This window comes from Cedecea davisae, assembly GCF_044095835.1.
GTDB lineage: Bacteria > Pseudomonadota > Gammaproteobacteria > Enterobacterales > Enterobacteriaceae > Cedecea > Cedecea davisae.
In genome coordinates this window covers 1,261,676-1,279,378 of record NZ_CP172054.1, presented here as the reverse complement: position 1 = coordinate 1,279,378, position 17,703 = coordinate 1,261,676, and the positions used below count along the sequence as shown (strand labels likewise).

15 protein-coding genes are annotated in these 17,703 nt (G+C 58.9%); 1 reads left to right on the top strand and 14 read right to left on the bottom strand.

The genetic code is table 11. The features are described from left to right. Nucleotides 1-106: 106 nt before the first annotated feature. The 3 genes from fadJ to ACG1VR_RS06565 all read right to left on the bottom strand — a co-directional run bounded on the left by fadJ (nt 107) and on the right by ACG1VR_RS06565 (nt 4,043). Nucleotides 107-2,272, bottom strand: a complete 2,166-nt coding sequence (fadJ, locus tag ACG1VR_RS06575; RefSeq protein ID WP_395490508.1) for a fatty acid oxidation complex subunit alpha FadJ — start codon at nt 2,270-2,272, stop codon at nt 107-109. Continuing rightward, nucleotides 2,272-3,582 carry an acetyl-CoA C-acyltransferase FadI gene (gene fadI / locus ACG1VR_RS06570; RefSeq protein WP_016537504.1) on the bottom strand — a complete coding sequence of 437 codons (1,311 nt, stop codon included), beginning with the start codon at nt 3,580-3,582 and terminating at the stop codon, nt 2,272-2,274. The genes fadJ and fadI overlap by 1 nt, the downstream gene beginning before the upstream one ends. A 176-nt stretch (nt 3,583-3,758) precedes the next feature. Next, complete coding sequence (locus ACG1VR_RS06565) at nt 3,759-4,043, bottom strand: YfcZ/YiiS family protein (RefSeq protein ID WP_172569350.1); 285 nt, start codon at nt 4,041-4,043, stop codon at nt 3,759-3,761. Between the two features lie 376 nt (nt 4,044-4,419). Here ACG1VR_RS06565 and fadL point away from each other — a divergent pair, with 376 nt between their 5' ends. Continuing rightward, nucleotides 4,420-5,754, top strand: coding sequence for a long-chain fatty acid transporter FadL (fadL, locus tag ACG1VR_RS06560; protein ID WP_172569349.1), 1,335 nt, complete (start codon nt 4,420-4,422; stop codon nt 5,752-5,754). A 47-nt stretch (nt 5,755-5,801) separates the two neighbouring features. Here fadL and ACG1VR_RS06555 read toward each other — a convergent pair whose 3' ends face one another. The 11 genes from ACG1VR_RS06555 to ACG1VR_RS06505 all read right to left on the bottom strand — a co-directional run bounded on the left by ACG1VR_RS06555 (nt 5,802) and on the right by ACG1VR_RS06505 (nt 17,676). Further along, on the bottom strand, nt 5,802-7,706 hold the full coding sequence (locus tag ACG1VR_RS06555) for a heavy metal translocating P-type ATPase (RefSeq protein ID WP_395490507.1): 1,905 nt from the start codon (nt 7,704-7,706) through the stop codon (nt 5,802-5,804). Next, complete coding sequence (hflK, locus tag ACG1VR_RS06550) at nt 7,703-8,755, bottom strand: protease modulator HflK (RefSeq protein ID WP_395490506.1); 1,053 nt, start codon at nt 8,753-8,755, stop codon at nt 7,703-7,705. The genes ACG1VR_RS06555 and hflK (ACG1VR_RS06550) overlap by 4 nt, the downstream gene beginning before the upstream one ends. Beyond that, entirely contained in the window at nt 8,752-9,762 is a 1,011-nt protein-coding gene (gene hflC, locus ACG1VR_RS06545; RefSeq protein ID WP_395490505.1) for a protease modulator HflC, read from the bottom strand. The genes hflK (ACG1VR_RS06550) and hflC overlap by 4 nt, the downstream gene beginning before the upstream one ends. Then, nucleotides 9,759-11,726, bottom strand: a complete 1,968-nt coding sequence (hflK, locus tag ACG1VR_RS06540; protein WP_395490504.1) for a protease modulator HflK — start codon at nt 11,724-11,726, stop codon at nt 9,759-9,761. Before hflK (ACG1VR_RS06540) ends, hflC begins: the two co-directional genes overlap by 4 nt. Before the next feature lie 169 nt (nt 11,727-11,895). Continuing rightward, a complete protein-coding gene (gene mlaA / locus ACG1VR_RS06535) occupies nt 11,896-12,654 on the bottom strand; it encodes a phospholipid-binding lipoprotein MlaA (protein ID WP_016537511.1) in 759 nt (252 codons plus the stop codon). Nucleotides 12,655-12,667: 13 nt separating this feature from the next. After that, complete coding sequence (locus tag ACG1VR_RS06530; protein WP_395491064.1) at nt 12,668-13,741, bottom strand: cytochrome c-type biogenesis protein CcmH; 1,074 nt, start codon at nt 13,739-13,741, stop codon at nt 12,668-12,670. Beyond that, on the bottom strand, nt 13,741-14,298 hold the full coding sequence (locus ACG1VR_RS06525; protein WP_016537513.1) for a DsbE family thiol:disulfide interchange protein: 558 nt from the start codon (nt 14,296-14,298) through the stop codon (nt 13,741-13,743). Before ACG1VR_RS06525 ends, ACG1VR_RS06530 begins: the two co-directional genes overlap by 1 nt. Beyond that, the gene (locus ACG1VR_RS06520; protein ID WP_395490503.1) at nt 14,295-16,250 is read right to left on the bottom strand and encodes a heme lyase CcmF/NrfE family subunit; all 1,956 of its coding nucleotides are present in this window, start codon (nt 16,248-16,250) and stop codon (nt 14,295-14,297) included. Before ACG1VR_RS06520 ends, ACG1VR_RS06525 begins: the two co-directional genes overlap by 4 nt. Then, entirely contained in the window at nt 16,247-16,726 is a 480-nt protein-coding gene (ccmE, locus tag ACG1VR_RS06515) for a cytochrome c maturation protein CcmE (RefSeq protein ID WP_395490502.1), read from the bottom strand. Before ccmE ends, ACG1VR_RS06520 begins: the two co-directional genes overlap by 4 nt. After that, nucleotides 16,727-16,939: a heme exporter protein CcmD gene (ccmD, locus tag ACG1VR_RS06510; protein ID WP_172569343.1), complete on the bottom strand. Its 213-nt coding sequence runs from the start codon at nt 16,937-16,939 to the stop codon at nt 16,727-16,729. Beyond that, complete coding sequence (locus tag ACG1VR_RS06505) at nt 16,936-17,676, bottom strand: heme ABC transporter permease (RefSeq protein WP_395490501.1); 741 nt, start codon at nt 17,674-17,676, stop codon at nt 16,936-16,938. Before ACG1VR_RS06505 ends, ccmD begins: the two co-directional genes overlap by 4 nt. Between the last annotated feature and the right edge of the window lie 27 nt (nt 17,677-17,703).

The window sequence follows — 17,703 nt, the reverse complement described above, 5'->3', positions numbered from 1 at the left end:
TGTGCCTTATCCGTACATCGAATGAAACGCTGTCTTTTACCTCAATGCTGCAAGTATAGTCAATATCTGTTTACAAAATGACCTTGCAGCGTACATTTGACGGTTTTCAGAGCGCCGTTTCGTCAACCCCGGTTGCCGCCTGCGGGTTTAGCGCGGGCCAGAAACTAAGGTGTTGTTCCGCCATAATTATCAATCTTTCGCAGGGTTCGAAACGCTCCCCGTACTGCCCCGCCAGACGCCGTAATCTTGCCACAATATCGGCCGCACCCTGGCTGTCCATATACCTGAACGGCCCGCCCAGGAACGGCGGGAAACCAATCCCGAAAACGCCGCCGATGTCGCCATCTCTTGCGCTTCGCACTACGCCTTCATCCAGGCAGCGGGCGGCTTCGTTCAGCATCATCATCACGCAGCGCTCGGCTATCTGTTCCGGTGCCTGGCGTCCGTGTGGCGACACGCCGATGAGCTTATAAATCGCAGGGTCGGCCTGTTTCTTGCTTTTACGCCCTTTCGCTGGATAAAGATAGAAACCGCGACCATTTTTTCTTCCTTTGCGGTCGTCCTTAAGAATCGCATCCACGCTGCCCGGGGCGGCAAAGCGCTCGCCGAAGGCCTGGTGCAAAATCGGAATAATTTTAGTCCCAACGTCAATGCCCACTTCGTCCAGCAGTTGAATCGGCCCGACCGGGAAACCAAACTTAACCAGCGCCTCGTCGATGCGTTCCACCGGCTCGCCTTCCACCAGGCAGCGCATTGCTTCATTGATGTAGGGAGCAAGAATTCGGTTAACGTAGAACCCGGCGCTGTCGCCGACCACAATCGGCGTTTTGCCCTGTTTTTTGGCCAGTTGAACGGTTGTGGAAATCGTTTCCGCGCTGGTTCCGGCGTGCGGGATAACTTCCACCAGCGGCATTTTATCTACCGGGCTGAAGTAATGCAGGCCGATGACCTGCTGCGGGCGGGCGGCCTGCGCCGCAATATCCGCTATCGGCAGCGACGAGGTATTCGAGGCAAAAATGGTATGCGGGGCAGCATTTTGCTCCACTTCGGCTACCATTTTCTGCTTCAGAGCCAGGTCTTCAAACACCGCCTCAACGACGATATCGCGCTGATGGAAGCCGTGGTAGTCAGTTCCGCCGGAGATACGAGCCAGCTCACGCTGCCGCTCCGCGGGTTTCATATGGCGGCGGCGCATCTTTTTATCCAGCAGATCCCAGCTGTACTTCAGCGCGTGGTTGATGCCTTCATTGTTAATGTCTTTGATGCGCACAGGCAGCTTGCCTTTAGTGGCGGTCACATAGGCGATACCGCCGCCCATCATCCCGCCGCCCAGCACGCCCACGGCGTTCAGCGACCGAGGTTTAGCTTCGCCGCCGTACTCTTTTTTCAATTCGGTACTGGCGAAGAACAAGCCCCGCAGCGCGGCAGATTCCGGTGACATAGCGAGTATGCCGAAAGCTTTCGCCTCCGCCTCGTAGCCGCTTTTACTCCCCTGCTCCAGCCCGATGCGGATGACATCAATAATGCGGCTGGTCGCCGGATAGTTGCCCTGAGTCTTTTCCTCCGTCTTTTTACTGACGAGGCTGAACAGCAGCGAACGGCCGAGAGGACCGGCAAGAATACGCTCTTTCACCGGCAGCTCACGGGAAGGTTTACGCCCTTTAAGCGCCAGCTCAACCGCGGTTTCCAGCAGAATAGATTCCGGCACCACATCATCCACCAGCCCCAGCTTCAGCGCCTGGCGCGGGCGCAGCTGTTTGCCGGTCAGGATCATATCCAGCGCATTGCTGACGCCAATCAGGCGCGGCAGACGCTGGGTTCCTCCGGAACCCGGCAGCAGGCCGAGCTGCACTTCCGGCAACCCGAGCTGGGTTTTCGGTGAATCAGTACAGATACGCGAATGGCAGGCCAGCGCCATCTCCAGCCCGCCGCCAAGGCAGGCTCCGTGAATAGCGGCGATGACCGGGATCGGCAGCGCGGCAATTTCCGCCATAATTTGCTGCCCCTGACGCGCCAGTTCCTGCGCTTCCTGAGCGGTTTTGCAGCCGGCTATCATGTTGATATCCGCCCCGGCGATAAAGTTATCCGGCTTGCCGGAGATAAACACCAGGCCCTGCACGCTCGGATTGTCGCGCAGTTTTTTGATTATACCGTGCACCTGAGAGCCAAACTCGGCCTTCAGGGTATTCATTTTCTCGCCGGGAACGTCGATAGTGACAACCGCAACGTTATCCAGCCGAATGTGTAAATCGAATGCGCCTTTGTGCTCCATTATTCGGCCTCCAGAACCATAGCTGCCCCCAGCCCGCCCGCCGCACAGGCGGTAACCAGGCCAAAGCCGCCGCCGCGACGGCGCAGCTCGTGCAGAGTTTGAGTGATCATTCGCGCCCCGGTGGCAGCAAACGGATGACCATAGGCAATAGACCCGCCCAGCACGTTGAATTTGGCATCGTCCACCTCGCCCGTGGCGTGGGCGCGCCCAAGCACGTTGCGGGCAAAGTTTTCGCTGGAAAGCATTTTCAAATTAGCCAGCGTCTGAGCGGCAAAGGCTTCATGCATATCAAACAAGGTGAGATCGTTTAGCGTGATCCCGGCGCGCTCCAGCGCCAGCGGCGTAGCCCACGCAGGGCCAAGCAGCATGTCCTGCCAGACATCAATAGCGGTAAAAGCGTAGCTGCGCAGGTAGCCCAGCGGTTTAAGGCCGAGCTCTTTTGCGCGGGATTCAGTCATCAGGATGACTGCCGCCGCACCGTCGGTAAGCGGTGTACTGTTTGCTGCGGTTACCGTGCCGTGCTTGCGGTCAAAGGCCGGGCGCAACTTCGCATAATCGGCGAGGCTCGAGCCTTTACGCACATTATTATCTTCGGCAAACGGCTGACGATAAGGCGGAATAAACGCGGTCATCACCTCTTCGGAGAGCTTACCTTCCTGCCAGGCCTGAGCGGCACGTTCGTGGGAACGGTGAGCCAGCGCGTCCTGTTGTTCGCGGGTAATGCCGTGGGTTTTCGCCATCTGCTCGGCGGTATCGCCCATTCGCAGGCCGGTTGAATACTCGGCAACAGCCGGAGGAACCGGGAGCAGGTCACGCGGGCGTAATTTGGAAAATAGTTTCAGGCGCTGGCCGAGGGTACGCGCTTTATTGGCATCCACTAAAGTACGGCCCAGCTTTTTACTCACCCCGATAGGCAGCACGGATGAGGAGTCTGCGCCTCCGGCAATCCCGGCGCGAATGGTTCCGGCCATCAGGCTTTCAGCCACGTTTGCCACTGCCTGGAAGCTGGTCGCGCAGGCGCGGCTAACGCTGTAGGCGTCGGTATGCACGCTCATCCCCGTTCCGAGGACGATTTCACGGGCAATGTTCGGGGCTTCGGGCATCTGAACAACCTGGCCAAATACCAGTTGCTCAATGACTTCCGGCGGGATTTCGCTGCGGGCCATCAACTCGCTGACCACCATATTGCCGAGATCGACGGCGGGTATGCCGTGAAAAGCCGTGGCCTGGCGGGCAAACGGCGTACGTAAACCGCTAACAATGGCAATACGATCGCCCTGGCGGGTAATCAACGGCAGTGCCTGACTCATAACGCTCCCCTGCTAAAAAAAGTGAATACAGACAAAAAAGTGGTCTGACCTGATCACAGTCTTAACTAAAAATTCACATCCAGCCAACTGGCTGGCTAAAAAATTGGGAGAGGCGACACGAATTATTACACAACGTAAGAGAACGCCCTCGAAAATCGAGGGCGCAGAAGGAAGGATTAACGCAGGCCGAGCTGGAAGATCATAGTTTCAGCCTGGCAGCTGAACACGAAGTCGATATCCAGCTGCACGCCGTCCGCCACTTCGATATAACGCGGGGTGATCTGGCAAGGTTCCGATTCCACTTCGCGGGCTTTGGCGGTTAACGCCGCCAGCACTTCGTCAGCCTGCTTTTTGTCAGCGAATACGCGGCTGTAGGTAGCGATGCAATCGGTGTTGTCGATAATGGAACCGACATCAATGCAGCAGCAAACTGGGGTTTCATCGGCGGTATTTTTACTCATCACGCTTTCCTCTGTAGTGCAGCTTAAAATGGAGAATAGTTAAAATAATTGTCGTTATTTTACGCCCGCGGTTGTCTCTGCTCCAGTTGATAATTCTCACAAAGTCTACAAGTGACGGAAATCACACTTAAAAATGATCTAAAACAAATTACATCCCCCATCAGGGGGGAAGTTCCCCGCGGTTTTGCCAACCAGATCTCGTTTTTAAGATCAAACTTGAAAAACTTTAGAAACAAACTTGCAACATCCTCTCTGGTCAGACCTATACTCTCGCCACTGGTCTGATTTCTCTGTACCCGATCAGTCCCTACTATTCGCGCTCCTGTTACGGTACGTAACAATGTTTGCATAAAAATAAATCAATGAGGTTTTGGTCATGAGCCAGAAAAACCTGTTTACAAAGTCAGCCCTCGCGGTTGCAGTGGCAATAGTCTCTTCCCAGGCTTACGCAGCCGGCTTTCAATTAAACGAGTTCTCTTCCTCTGGCCTTGGCCGAGCGTATTCGGGGGAAGGTGCAGTGGCGGATAATGCGGGTTCAGCAAGCCGCAACCCTGCAACAATTATGATGTTTGACCGCCCGTCTTTCTCCGCTGGCGCCATCTTCGTTGACCCGGACGTGAATATCTCCGGCACTTCACCATCCGGTAAAAGCACTGATGCAAAAAACATCGCGCCGACCGCATGGGTACCGAACCTGCACTTTGTTGCACCGATTAACGACCAGTTCGGCTGGGGTGCTTCCGTCACCTCTAACTACGGCCTGGCAACAGAATACAACGACAACTACGCGGCTGGTTCAATGGGCGGTACTACCGACCTGACCACCCTCAACCTGAACCTGAGCGGCGCTTACCGCCTGAACAGTAACTGGAGCTTCGGCCTCGGTTTCGACGCGGTATACGCTAAAGCGAAGATTGAGCGTTACGCAGGTGACTTGCCTCAACTTCTGGCAAGCAAGCTTCCTGCTCAATATAAAGGACTGGTCGGCTCTATTCCGGCAGATACTCAGATTGCTCATCTGAAGGGCGATGAATGGGGCTTCGGCTGGAACGCCGGTATCCTTTATGAAATTGATAAAGACAACCGCTACGGCTTCACCTATCGCTCAGAAGTGAAAGTGGACTTCGACGGCGACTATAAGAGCAGCCTGCCGCCTTCAAGCGCGCTGCCACCTCTGGTTGCTGGCGCCCTTGCTGCCAACCATATCCCTGCGGGCACCGGCGGAGCAACCGTACCGGGTTCTTTGAGCCTGCACCTGCCGGAAATGTGGGAGCTGTCTGGTTACAATAAAGTGGCGCCGAAATGGGCCGTTCACTACAGCCTGACCTACACCAGTTGGAGCCAGTTCCAGCAGTTGAAAGCAACCGGCAGCAACGGTCAGACGCTGTTCTTGAAAGACGAAGGTTTCAAAGATGCTTACCGCATCGCGCTGGGCACCACCTACTATATGGACGATAACTGGACCTTCCGCACCGGTATCGCCTTCGATGACAGCCCGGTTCCGGCCGACAAACGTTCCATCTCCATCCCGGACCAGGACCGTCTGTGGCTGAGCGCCGGTACGACTTATGCGTTTAACAAAGACGCATCCGTGGATGTGGGCGTTTCCTACATGCACGGCCAGAAAGTGACTATCGAAGAAGGCCCATACACCTTCAAATCTGAAGGTAAAGCCTGGCTGTACGGCGCTAACTTCAACTACGCGTTCTAAGTTACCGCCCTGCAAACAAAACCGCCTTCATCATGAAGGCGGTTTTTTTATACCTGCTCGCTCAACTTCTCTTCAAACCGCAATAACCTTCCCGCGTTACCCAGTACCAGCAGCGTGCTGAGATTATGCAGAAGCGCGGCAACCACCGCGCCCGATGCCCCCAGCCAGCCGAAAGCGGCCATTGCCACAATAGCCAGCGTCCAGCCCAGCCCGATAAACACGTTTACCTGCAAAGTGCGGCGGCAGCGGCGGCTTAAACGAACGCAGGTGCCGAGCCGACGTAAATCACTGCCGATGAGCACGATATCCGCCGATGACATAGCAATGTCTGACCCGCCCGCTCCCATCGCCACGCCGACCACTCCTGCCTTGAGCGCCAGCGAATCGTTGATGCCGTCGCCGATAACCATTGGCCGGTAACCGCTATCAATTTGCTGTTTCACCTGGTTGAGCTTGTCCGCAGGCAGCGCCCCGGCAATCACATCCGTTATCCCCACGCTGTGGGCGATGCGGCCTGCAACGGACTGACGGTCGCCGGTCAGCAGCAGTTGCCGGTTCAGGCCAAGCTCCCGCAGCTCGGCCATTGCCGTTGCGGCCTCACCGCGCAGGCTATCGGCCAGCAGCAGCCAGCCAAGAAAACGGCCTTCCAGCGCCAGGCCAACTACCGGCCCATCGTGTTCCGGCACTTCCGGCAGGTCTGCCACGCTCGTTGTCAACAGTTCTGGCCTGCCGAGCACGGCTTCGCCCTGCGGCGTTGCGGCAGAGATGCCCAACCCCTGAAGCTCACGCACGTTTTCCAGCGGCAGCCACTCTTCACGCGGGGCGATGTCGCTCAGGGCACGGCTTACCGGGTGGTTGCTGGTTGCGCCCAGGCTGGCGGCAAGCGCCTTCAGCTGCTGCTGAGTCACGCCGTCTGCCGGAGCCAGCGCCTCCAGCTGTAGTTTGCCATGGGTCAGGGTGCCGGTCTTATCGACCACCACGGCGTTAACTTCCGCCAGCTCCTCAAGGAATGCCGCGCCACGGATTAGAATGCCGTGGCGGGCGGCCACCGTTAACCCTGCAATAGAAGAAGCCGGGGCGGAAAGCACCAAAGCGCACGGGCAGGCGGCGACCAGCACGGCCAGCATCGCCTGAGCATCCTGGGTCAGAAACCAGGTGCTGGCGGCAATCATCAAAACCAGCAGTAAATAACGGGCAGCATGTCGCTCCAGCAGCCGGGTAATCGGCGGGCTTGCCTGCTCGGCGCTTTGCATCAGGGCAATGACTCTTCCGAGCGTGGAGGTTTCACCGGTACGCGTTACCCGCACGCGCAGCAGCCCGTCAAGGTTAATGGCCCCGCCGTACACTTCGCTGCCCGGTTCAACCTCCTGCGGCACCGACTCGCCGGTAATCGGAGCGGTATCCAAGCTGGCTTTGCCCTCCAGCACCAGCCCGTCCGCGGGAATATGGTCTCCGGCCCGGACTTCTACTACGTCGCCGGGCTGTAAATCGTGGTTGTCGATATCGTGCAGATTGCCTTTGCCATCAACGCGCCGCGCCCGGCTTCGGGTCAGCTTGCTCAGCGCTTCTATAGCCTCCTGAGAACCAATCACGCTGCGCTCTTCAAGAATATGGCCAACAATCATAATCAGCGGCAGCAGCGCGGCGGTGAGCAGGTCGCCGGTTGCCCACGCCCCGAGCAAAGCCAGGGCAATAAGCTGGTCGGTCAGGCCGTGCAGGCTGGGGTAACGCAGGCTGTGCCAGGCGTGGCGCAGCACCGGCACGGCAACCACCAGCGATGCGGCTCCCAGCAGCAAATCGGCCACCGCAACCTGCTCCGGGGCCAGCCAGCGCCAGAGGAGCCCGAGGATCAGCGCCCCGCTGGCTATCAGTGCCAGCAATAACTGGCGGGTAATATGCCGCTGCTCCTGGCGCGTCAGCGCGCCGCCCGGCTGTGCAGATGAGGTGCTCATGGTGTGGAATTATCCTTTTGCTCAACGCCCTGCAGGATCAGGTGGGCATCATCCTGCGGCGACACGGTGACCACCGATCCCGCTTTAGACAGGATCTCAGCGATCCGCTGACGATAAATCCTGCCCATTAAATCCGGATCGTCACGGTTATTAGCCAGATGGGTAATTGTCGCGGTATCCGACTGCGCTTTTGCCACGCTTTCCTGAGCCTTAGCCTGGGCGGTCTGCCGGAGCTGATCCGCCTGTTGCACGGCTTTCTGCCGGGTGAGCGAGGCGTCGCTCTGAGCGGTGGCGATAGCTTTAGAGGCCTGCTGGCTGGCGGTCAAAACCGCATTGAAGGCGGCAACCGTGGCAACCGGCAGCGCCGACTGAACCGTGACCCGTTCAAGCGTGATACCTGCATCACTACCGGACTGCTGAAGGCGCAGCAGATTTTGCTCAATATTATGCTGCACGTCGCTGCGCAATTGTTCGCGCTGTTGGGCAACGTTCATATCATTACCGGGCATTTCCGGGCGAGCGACCAGAATGGTGTCCAGATCGCGTGAGGCACAAACGGCAACCGCCGCGCGCTCTACCAGCCTGTCGAGCAGCGGCAGAACGTGTTTCCCCTGGAGCACATACGCCATCGGCGTTCTGACCCGGTAAAACACGCTGATATCCAACTGCACCACGCCCGCATCTCCGGTCAGCAAGAAGCCGGAACCGGCAATCGCATCGCTGGCCGGGCCGCCGTTAATATCGAGGCTTTGCGCGTCCGATGAGCGCAGCAGCGCGGTAACCCGATGCTCAATCACCCGGTCGGCCCCCGGAACCATCACCACGTCGTTAATCGGCGAAGGCCAGGCCAGCAGCAGGCCCGGCTCGGCCACCCGCTGTTCGGCACCGAAACGCAGCACCACCGCCCTGCTTCCAGGGGGAATTTCACGCACGTTGGAAAACAGCCATGCCGCGGCGGCGAACAACGTCAAAACAAATATCGCGATAAACGCCAGCCGGATCGACTGCGTCCATGGCCCGTTCGGCGGGAGTTTTTGCCGTTCCGTCATGGCTTCTTGTCCGCCGCTTTATCCAGCTGTGGGCCTTCTACCAGCAGGCTGAACGGTTTCGCATCGGTGCGCAGAACCAGCCGGGTTTGTGCATTCACCATGCCGCTGAGGGCGTCAATCTGGCGCAGCAGGCTATAAAGCTGCGGCGCGCTTTCATAAGCCTTGCCGTAAATAGCCGCCGTTTGTACCTGAGCCTGAGCCTCAATATCCGCAGCCTTCACCGAGGCCTCGGCTTCGGTAACACGTGCATCGCGATCGGCAGCAGAACGGATCTCAGCCGCAGCACGCTTCCCTTCCGCCGTTCTTTCTATAGCAATAGTTTCACGCTCGGCGCGCATCCGGTCGACGGTGGCATTCAGCGTTACCGCGGGTAATGTCAGGCGCTCTGTACCCATCTGCACCAGCCGGATGCCGTAGCTTTGCAGCAGCGGCTGGCTGATTTGCTGCTGCAAGTGCGATTCAAACGCCGCCAGCTGGACCTGCTTGCCGTCGGTATTAACCAGCTGCGAGAGGGTAAAACCGCTGGCCGTGGTTTCCAGCGCCGAACCGAGGTAGGTACGGATCTGGCGGGCGGCTTCATCAGGCTGGTTTTGCACCGCACGCATAAAGCGCTGAACGTGCTCGGGGGTATTATCCACCTCCCAAACCGCATAAGACTGGACGATTATCCGCAGCCCGTCTCGCGTGCCTACGTCCTGCAGGCCGCTCGAGGTGGTACGCAGGCGCAAATCAACCACCGTGGCGGTTTCAAAAGGTGCAGGCAAGCGCCAGGCAAGCCCCGGCTCAAGCAGCACGCGCACCGGCTTGCCGAAGCGGGTAATCACCAGTGACTCGCCGGAGCGTACCTGCACCAGGCTGGCAGCGGTGAGCAGAATAAGCACCAGCAACGCGGCGGCGGCAATGCGTTTCCCCATCCCTTTTTTGCCGCCTTCCGGGGCGGAAGAGTGGTTATGGCCGCAGCCACTACCGTGAGAATGATGATGTCCATGAGAATGTGAGTGGCTCACCGGGAAGGCTCCTGTGCGGGTTTTACTGGCGCATCGCGCCGGGCTGCGTCATTCAGGGAAGGAAATTCACGAAGGTCGAGCGTTGGCGACGAACCTGCGCCGATCCGCTGGTCGATAACCAGCAGCGGGCGGCCGCTAAGCGTGAGCTGGAGTTGTTTAAACCACAGCTCGTCGATAAAGACCTGCCCGGCCTGCTGATAAGCATTTTTCTCGGCGGCAAAGCGCACCGCTGTCGCCCTGGCAAGGCTGAGCGCCTCAGTGGCGTTAATTTTCGCCGTATCCTGGCGCACGGCGGCGTTGGTTGCGGCAAGCGCGGCTTTTTCTGCGGCACTGCCCTGCTCCCGGAGGATCAGCGACTGGGCGGCAATTTGCGCGGCCTGTACGCCGTGGAACGCGTCCGCCGCGCCCGCCGGTGGATGAATAGCTTCAACAACCGTGGAAAGAATTTCGACGCCGCTGCCCAGGCTATCAAGCTGCTGCTGGACGGCGCGATTTATCTGCGCGGCTAAATCGTCACGACGCTCGCTCAGCACATCGTCAAGCGTGAGCGAAGAAAACTGATGCACCAGCACCTGATTGGCGGTGCTGCGCACCAGTTCGGCAAGATTGGCCGAGCGGTAGGTTGCCGCCAGAGCGGCTTTATCCGTCAGGCCGATGCGCCACATAAAGCGCACGTCGCTGTTAACGATTTGCAGGCTTTGCTGGTCACCGCTCTGGCTGGCGATTATCTGCGCCTTATCGAAATTGTGGGTCGCATCCCACAGGCGGTCTGCGCTGGCCGGAGCCGGCCCTTCGGCGTCCACCAGCGGAGAGGCTTTCTGAGTCGCAGGGTCTTCCCCGGCTGCCAGCTCGTGCACCTGACCATTTTCGGTCAGCAGCACCCGGCCAAACGGCCACGGCATGCCGACGTGCAGGCCCGGTTCCAGCACTGCGACCGACCGGCCAAAGCGTTCATAGACCCCGCGCTGGGTAGCGGAGATTTGCTGTAGCCCGGTCAGCAGCCAGCCACAGAGCAGCATCAGCGCCAGCATCGGGAAAAAGGCGCGCCGTAAAACGGTAAACGCCCACACCTGACGCAGGTCGATGCCGAAGCGCTGGTGAAGTTCCTGCTGCAAAAAACGCAGCGGGCGCGGCGGCCAGCTAAGCTGTGCAGCAAGCTGGCTTTTGGGAATAAGCTTTGGTTCGGCGGAACCATCCCCCGGCGGTGCAAACAGGGAAAACAGACCCCGCAGCATAAACTCGAGCGCCACCAGGCCAACCAGCAGCGCGGGCAGGTTTATCACCAGCGAGCTGTTGAGCTGCGGCCAGATAAACGCGGGCAACGTCAGGAGTTGTACCGCCATGACCAGGCGCAGTACCGGCGCAATCTGCCCGGCCTCCGGCGAAGCCTCTTTTGCTATAGCGCTGAGGTGCCGCTCGGCAACCAGCGCGGTGAAGATAGCCGCAGCCAGGCAGCCAACGGCTATCCAGCGGTTATTATCGGCCGCAAGAGGAACGTAGCTGCTGCTCCAGCCGCACAGCGCGATATAAATCGTCAGCGCGGCAAGCGAGCCGGACCAGATCCCCTCGGCCTTGAAAAAGTTTTCGATGCGGCGGAAGTTCAGCGGCACGGAGGCGGTAAACCAGCGGGCTAAGGCTCCCGGCGGCGGCTCCGCTTCCGGGGTTTGTTGTGGCACGGGCGGCGGCGAAAATTTTGCGCTGCGCCACAGGCAAATACGCTGGGCCGCATGCAGCGAAATAACCAGCAACAATAGCGCGGCGGCGTTGCTGCACAGCAGAGGAACCCAGCGCGAGGCGGGTTCCAGCAGGCTGATGGTCAGCGCCAGCATAAGCATCATAAACAGCGGAATAGCCAGCACGAACACGACCCGCGCAAGGAGTCGGGCTTGCCCGGACGCCAGCGAATAGCGCGCGGGAAGCGCAGGCGGCAGCAATTCAGCTTCAGGTAACTGGGAAGGCGACATGGTCTTAAAAGGAATAAGGTGCACAAGAGTTGTGCAGCATTTTCAGGTTGTTACCTTATAACATACCAACACAAAATGCTGATGGGTAAAGATGTGTCAATTTATGTCATTCTGATGACAATAAAAAAGCGAGCAACCGGTGCTCGCTTTCTCTTAACCATCACCCCGCTTACTGGGAGTCGATGTCTTTCAGGTCGTCCTGAATTGCCGCCGCGTTCGGGTTGGCTTCCGGCTTAAGCTGGCCGCCGTTCGCCAGGAAATCGTGGCGCTGGAAGTAAGCTTCTCGCACCGTAATGTACGGGTCGGAAGACTGGCGCAGCAGGCCGTCGGAGTCCAGCAACTGGGCGCGGGTTTCGATACCTTCCACCGTCCATTTACCGATAGACATCGGCCAGGTCAGCCAGGAGAGCACCGGGTAAAGCGTATCGGCGAAGTCGCCGCCGTCTTCACGCACGGTAAAGCTTCCGTAACCCGGCAGCATCACATAAGGGCCATAGCCCGCGCCGTAGTGGCCGAGCGTACTGCCGAAGCGGTGCGGTTCAACACGCTGCAATTTGGGGTTCGCCATACCGGCGACGTCAATAAAGCCGCCCATCCCCAGCAGGGTATTAAGGAAGAAGCGCGTAAAGTGCACCATCCCCTGGTACGGGTCGCCCTGTACGAAGTAGTTCACCATCGTCGCAGGTTCTTCAAGGTTGCTGGTGAAGTTGCTCAGGCCGTTACGCGCCGGAACCGGCACGTAATCTCGCCATGCAACGGCCACCGGGCGCAGCACATACGGGTCCAACACGTTGTAGTTAAAGTTGAACATTGAACGGTTGAACCCTTCAAGCGGGTCCGAACGCCCCTGAGGCTGCTGGCTGCCGGAGCTGGCGCACCCCACTAAAACCGTGGTCGCCAGGGCAAGCCCTGTCAGGCGGAAATTCATTAGCGTCTCCCTATTATTGTTTGTCTGCGCTTTCAGTGGTGCCCGTTTCGCTTTGGGCCCCCGCCTGCTCGATGCTGCGCTCAATCACGGCGCGACGCCGATCGCCCGCCGGTAAAATTTTCAGCATTGTTTGCCACGCCCCAACCGCTTCACGGTAGCTCTGGCGCTCAAAAGCATTGAACGCCAGCAGGCTGAGCACGCGAATATTCGTGTGGTCATCTTTTAGCATTTCGCGGAGCAGGAGACCACCCAGCTGGTTGTCATGCGCGTCGGCGGAGCGGGTCAATACTTCAGCATAGCCCAGCTTTGCTTCGGCGTTTGCGGGCGCAAGTTTATAAGCACGAGCAAAGGCTTGTGTGGCCGTAGTTGCGTTATTTAACACCATGCCGATGCGCCCAAGCATCATCCAGCCCTCAAGATTATCAGGCTGGAGCTGTAATCGCGTGCGTAATCCTAACCCAAGTCGCGCCATCTCTTCCATAGTCAGGGGCGCTGCCTGCTGGTCCAGAACACGTTTTAACAACGCAGGCGTCTCGGCGGTCGCCTGCTGCCAGGCTCTGACCTGGCCCAGCCCGGAGGTTTTCAGATAACTGCCAGCGCTTACCGCCACCAGCGCCAGCGCTCCGGGTAAAAACACCCACAGCGAGATTTTCCCGCCGGCCTGTTGGCCCGGATGAGCTTCATCGTCACCCGCGAGTGAAATCTTTTGCCGACGGCGACTTCGCAGCACAATCACCCCGATACCGCCGAAAACAAACAGCGCGGGAAGCGCCCACAGCACGAGGGTTGCCGGGGTTAAAGGCGGCTCATAGGTCACAAAGTGGCCGTAGCGCTCAACCATATAATCGATGATTTGCTGGCTGCTTTTGCCCTGCTGCATCAGCTCGTAGACCTTGAGCTTCATGTCAGAGGCAATCATCGAGTTGGAGTCGGCGATGCTGTTGTTCTGGCACTTCGGGCAGCGCAGCTGCTCGGTAAGCTGGCGGAACTGCTGCTCCTGCACCTCATCTTTAAAGGTATAAGTGTCGATGGCGGCAGCCGCATGGCAGCTAAATGACACGGCAATGAAAAAGAGCAATGTGCGCATCATGAGCCTGCCTCCTGGCTGTATTTATCCCACAGCGGCTTCAACTCCTCCCGCCAGACACGATCGTTAAGATCGCCCGCGTGGCGGTAACGAATGATCCCTTTACCGTCGATCAGGAACGTTTCCGGCGCGCCGTAGACGCCCAGATCCAGCCCCAGCATGCCGTTGCCGTCAAACAGGCTCAGCATGTACGGATTGCCGAGATCGCGCAGCCAGCCAATGGCCTTGTTACGGTCGTCTTTATAATTCATGCCCACCACGCGGATGCCCCGGGCGGAAAGCCCGTTGAGGAATTTATGCTCGGCACGGCAGGTTGGGCACCAGGTCGCCCAGACGTTAAGCAGCAGCGGCTTGCCGTCCGCCAGCACTTCACTGCCCCAGACTTTGCCGGGCTGCTCGAGAGATTCAAGGCGGAACACCGGCACAGGTTTGCCAATCAGCGCGGATTCTAGATCGGTCGGCGCTTCGCCCTGTGCGTTACGCGCTAGCTGCCAGAGCAGCAGCCCGGCCAGCACCAGGAAAAGCGCCAGCGGAATATAAAGATAACGGCGCTTCATGCTGCGGCCTCCGGCTTAAATTTACGGCTACGGTAGCGAGGGTCGAACAGGCAGAACACACCGCCAAGCGCCATCAGCAGCCCGCCGGCCCAGATCCAGCGTACGAACGGCTTATAGTAGAGGCGCACCGCCCAGCTTCCGTCCTCCAGCTCTTCCCCCAGCGCGGCGTACAGGTCGCGGGTAAAACCGCCGTCTATGGCGGCCTCGGTCATCATCGCCCGGCTGCTGTTATAGAAGCGTTTCTCGGCGTGCAGCGTGGCTTCCGATTTACCCTCACGCGTTACGTCGATAACGCCAACACCGCCGCGATAATTAGGGCCGGTTATCTCGCGCACTTCGCGGAACACAAAGTGATACTGGTGAATGTTGATGCTGTCCCCGGACTTCATGCGTACATCACGCTCTACGCTGTAGCTCTGGCTAAAAGCGATGCCGACTACGGTCACAGCCAGGCCAAGATGTGCGGAGACCATGCCCCAGTGGCTGGCCGGAATTTTGCGTAACCCATCCCACAAACCGTGGCGATGCGTCGCCCGCTGATAAACCTCCACCAGCGCCAGCACAAACACCCAGACGGCCATCAGCAGGCCGACAACCGTCATCGCTTCGATGCGGTCCTGCATCAGCCAGGGTAACAGCAGCGACAATGCAAGAGTCATCACCACCGCCAGCAGCAGATGCTTACGCAGCTTGCCCGGCTCGTCGCGCCGCCAGCGAACCAGCGGCCCAATCCCCAGCATCAGGGCAAACGGCGCCATCAGCGCGGTAAACATGGTATTGAAGAACGGCTCGCCGATGGAAATACTGCCCAGCCCGAGCTGCTTATGTACCAGCGGCAGCAGAGTCCCTAACAGCACGACCAGCATGGCGGCAATCAGCAGCACGTTGTTGCCGAGCAGGAAGGATTCACGCGACCAGAGATCGTTGCTGACGCGGGAGCGAACCTTGCTGCCCTTCACCGCGTACAGCAGCAGCGAACCGCCGATGACTATCACCAGGAAGGCGAGGATAAACATGCCGCGCGCCGGATCGGAGGCAAAGGAGTGCACCGATACCAGCACGCCGGAACGAACCAGGAACGTGCCAAGCAGGCACAGCGAGAAGGCGCTAATCGCCAGCAGCACCGTCCAGGCCTTAAAGCTGCCGCGTTTTTCGGTGACGGAGAGCGAGTGGATAAGCGCCGTCCCCGCCAGCCACGGCATAAAGGAGGCATTTTCTACCGGGTCCCAGAACCACCAGCCGCCCCAGCCCAGTTCGTAATAGGCCCACGCCGAGCCGAGCACAATACCGACGGTCAGGAAAGCCCAGGCCGCCAGCGTCCACGGGCGGGTCCAGCGTGCCCAGGCGCTATCCAGCCTGCCGCCCAGCAGCGCGGCGATAGCAAAAGCAAACGCCACCGAGAAGCCGACATAGCCCATATACAGCAGCGGCGGGTGCAGGATAAGCCCGATGTCCTGGAGCAGCGGGTTAAGATCCCGCCCTTCAAGCGGGTAGTCCGGCAGCGTGCGGATAAACGGGTTGGAGGTGAAAATAATAAACAGCAGGAAGCCAAAATTGATCATGCCCATTACCGCCAGCACGCGGGCATGGTCCTCCTGGGGCATGCGCCGGGCCGTAAGCGAAACGGCAAACGTCCAGCCGCTCATCATCAGCACCCACAACATCAATGAACCTTCGTGCGCGCCCCAGGTAGCCGCCACTCGATACCATACCGGCAGTTCGGTATTGGAATTGTTGGCGACGTACAACACGCTGAAGTCGTTGACCACAAAAGCGTTCACCAGAATCAGGAACGAAGCGCATAAAGTGATAAACAGCGCCCAGCTAAACGGCCTGCCGGAGGCCATCAGCCGCTTATCGCCGCGAGCCACGCCCCACAGCGGGTAAACGCCCAGCAGCAGCGACCAGCCAAGCGCCAGGCAAAGCAGAACATTTCCGATTTCCGGCATCATGGGGCGTTGTCCTTATACACTTCCGGCGGCTGCTGATGATTCTGCTCCATTGCCGCTTTAACCTCCGGTGGGGTGTAGTTTTCATCGTGCTTCGCCAGCACTTCTTTGGCATGGATTAGCGTCGCGCCTTCCATTACGCCCTGGGCTACCACGCCCTGCCCCTCGCGGAACAGATCCGGCAGGATGCCTTCATAGGTGACATCCACCACGCCGCGCGCGTCGTACAGCTTAAAGCTTACCTTCAGGCTTTTGCTGTCCCGCTTTACGCTTCCCGGCATTACCATGCCGCCGATTCGCAGACGCTGCCCGGTTTCCGGCATTAATTGGCTTTCGGCTTTGCCATAGATAATTTCGCCGGGGGTATAAAACAGATCGATATTGCTGCGCAGGGCGTACAGCACAAGGGTGATAGTCAGCCCCAGCCCGGCCAGCACCGCCACGGCCAGATAGAGCCGGTTTTTACGACGAGGATTCACTTATGCACTCTCCTGACGCTGACGTGCGGCATTGACCCGCTGCTCTCTTGCCTGCTGGCGAGCCACCGCCCGCAGAATGGCGCGGTGCTGATAGCGGCTGTGGAAAAACAGCCCCAGCAGAGGCAGCAGCGTGAAGGCCACCGCCAGCCAGACGTAAAAGGCGTAGCCGCCCATCGCGAAGAATTCGCTCCAGTGAGTAAACGCCCACGTCATGATTTTGCTCCTTTGCCGTTAGCAAGCGCTAACACCCACGGACGACGGCTCTCCTGCAACAGCAGCAGGTTGCGCATGCGCATTAGCGTCAGGGTAATAAACAGCGCCAGGAAGCCAAAAATAGTCCAGCGCAGCGGCGTGCGCATTGAAGGGTCGATGGATTGCTGCATATTGGTGGAGCCTTGATGCAGCGTGTTCCACCACTCCACGGAGAAATGAATAATCGGCAGGTTCACCACGCCCACCAGCACCAGGATACCTGCGGCACGCCCCGCCTGACGGCGGTCATCGAAGACGCTGTAAAGCGCAATCGCGCCCACATACAGGAACAGCAGCACCAGCTCGGAGGTGAGCCGTGCATCCCAGATCCACCAGGTTCCCCACATCGGCTTGCCCCAGGCAGAGCCGGTTACCAGCGCGATAAAAGTAAATGCCGCACCCACCGGTGCCATTGCCATAACCGCGAGATCGGCGGTTTTTATCTGCCACACCAGGCCGATAAAAGCGGCAATCGCCATGCTGGCGTAAATGCCCATCGACCACATGGCCGCCGGCACGTGCAGGTACATAATCCGGTAGCTCTGCCCCTGCTGATAGTCCGCCGGAGCAATACCGAAGCCCCAGACGCAGCCCACCACCAGCAGTATCGCGCTGGCGGCAGCCAGCCACGGCAGAAGCCGGCCGCAGAAGTGATACAGCCGCTCAGGTTTAGCAAGCTGATGTAATGTTTTCCACATAGTTTTTGCTCACAAAACAAAGAATAA

Bases quoted from the DNA above. Each gene is read 5' to 3' on its own strand.
- fadJ (WP_395490508.1), bottom strand. From the start codon at position 2,272: ATGGAGCACAAAGGCGCATTCGATTTACACATTCGGCTGGATAACGTT.
- fadI (WP_016537504.1), bottom strand. From the start codon at position 3,582: ATGAGTCAGGCACTGCCGTTGATTACCCGCCAGGGCGATCGTATTGCC.
- ACG1VR_RS06565 (WP_172569350.1), bottom strand. From the start codon at position 4,043: ATGAGTAAAAATACCGCCGATGAAACCCCAGTTTGCTGCTGCATTGAT.
- fadL (WP_172569349.1), top strand. From the start codon at position 4,420: ATGAGCCAGAAAAACCTGTTTACAAAGTCAGCCCTCGCGGTTGCAGTG.
- ACG1VR_RS06555 (WP_395490507.1), bottom strand. From the start codon at position 7,706: ATGAGCACCTCATCTGCACAGCCGGGCGGCGCGCTGACGCGCCAGGAG.
- hflK (WP_395490506.1), bottom strand. From the start codon at position 8,755: ATGACGGAACGGCAAAAACTCCCGCCGAACGGGCCATGGACGCAGTCG.
- hflK (WP_395490504.1), bottom strand. From the start codon at position 11,726: ATGTCGCCTTCCCAGTTACCTGAAGCTGAATTGCTGCCGCCTGCGCTT.
- mlaA (WP_016537511.1), bottom strand. From the start codon at position 12,654: ATGAATTTCCGCCTGACAGGGCTTGCCCTGGCGACCACGGTTTTAGTG.
- ACG1VR_RS06530 (WP_395491064.1), bottom strand. From the start codon at position 13,741: ATGCGCACATTGCTCTTTTTCATTGCCGTGTCATTTAGCTGCCATGCG.
- ACG1VR_RS06525 (WP_016537513.1), bottom strand. From the start codon at position 14,298: ATGAAGCGCCGTTATCTTTATATTCCGCTGGCGCTTTTCCTGGTGCTG.
- ACG1VR_RS06520 (WP_395490503.1), bottom strand. From the start codon at position 16,250: ATGATGCCGGAAATCGGAAATGTTCTGCTTTGCCTGGCGCTTGGCTGG.
- ccmD (WP_172569343.1), bottom strand. From the start codon at position 16,939: ATGACGTGGGCGTTTACTCACTGGAGCGAATTCTTCGCGATGGGCGGC.
- ACG1VR_RS06505 (WP_395490501.1), bottom strand. From the start codon at position 17,676: ATGTGGAAAACATTACATCAGCTTGCTAAACCTGAGCGGCTGTATCAC.